Source organism: Cytobacillus oceanisediminis 2691 (genome assembly GCF_007678455.1).
Lineage (GTDB): Bacteria > Bacillota > Bacilli > Bacillales > Cytobacillaceae > Mesobacillus > Mesobacillus oceanisediminis_A.
This window is the reverse complement of sequence record NZ_VEEP01000154.1, coordinates 1-293: the sequence shown is the minus strand read 5'-3', so window position 1 is coordinate 293 and position 293 is coordinate 1. Positions and strand designations below refer to the sequence as shown.

General features: G+C 48.1%; 1 pseudogene. It reads left to right on the top strand.

Annotated elements, in window-relative coordinates:
- Positions 1-235, top strand: a pseudogene (locus tag FS736_RS25345) (glycerol-3-phosphate dehydrogenase); the annotation flags it as partial.
- Between the last annotated feature and the right edge of the window lie 58 nt (positions 236-293).

Genomic DNA, 293 nt, shown 5'->3' with positions numbered 1-293 from the left:
GATGCTCCTTCCCTTCGATAAAGGGGGGACTTTGGGCAGCTTGAGTACGTGGATGGGAGTAAGGGTGTATGAGTTTTTGGGAGGTGTCAAAAAAAGAGAGGGGGGGAAAATGTTGGGTGGGGGTGAAAGATTATGAAGGGAAGGGGTGGTGAAAAAAGAGGGTTTGAAAGGGGGGGGTTATTATGTTGAATATGGGAGGGATGAGGGGGGGCTGATGATGGAGGTTTTGAAGGATTGTGGGGTGGTGATTGTTGATTGAGGGAATAAAGAGGTGGGGAAGGTTGAAAAAGAAT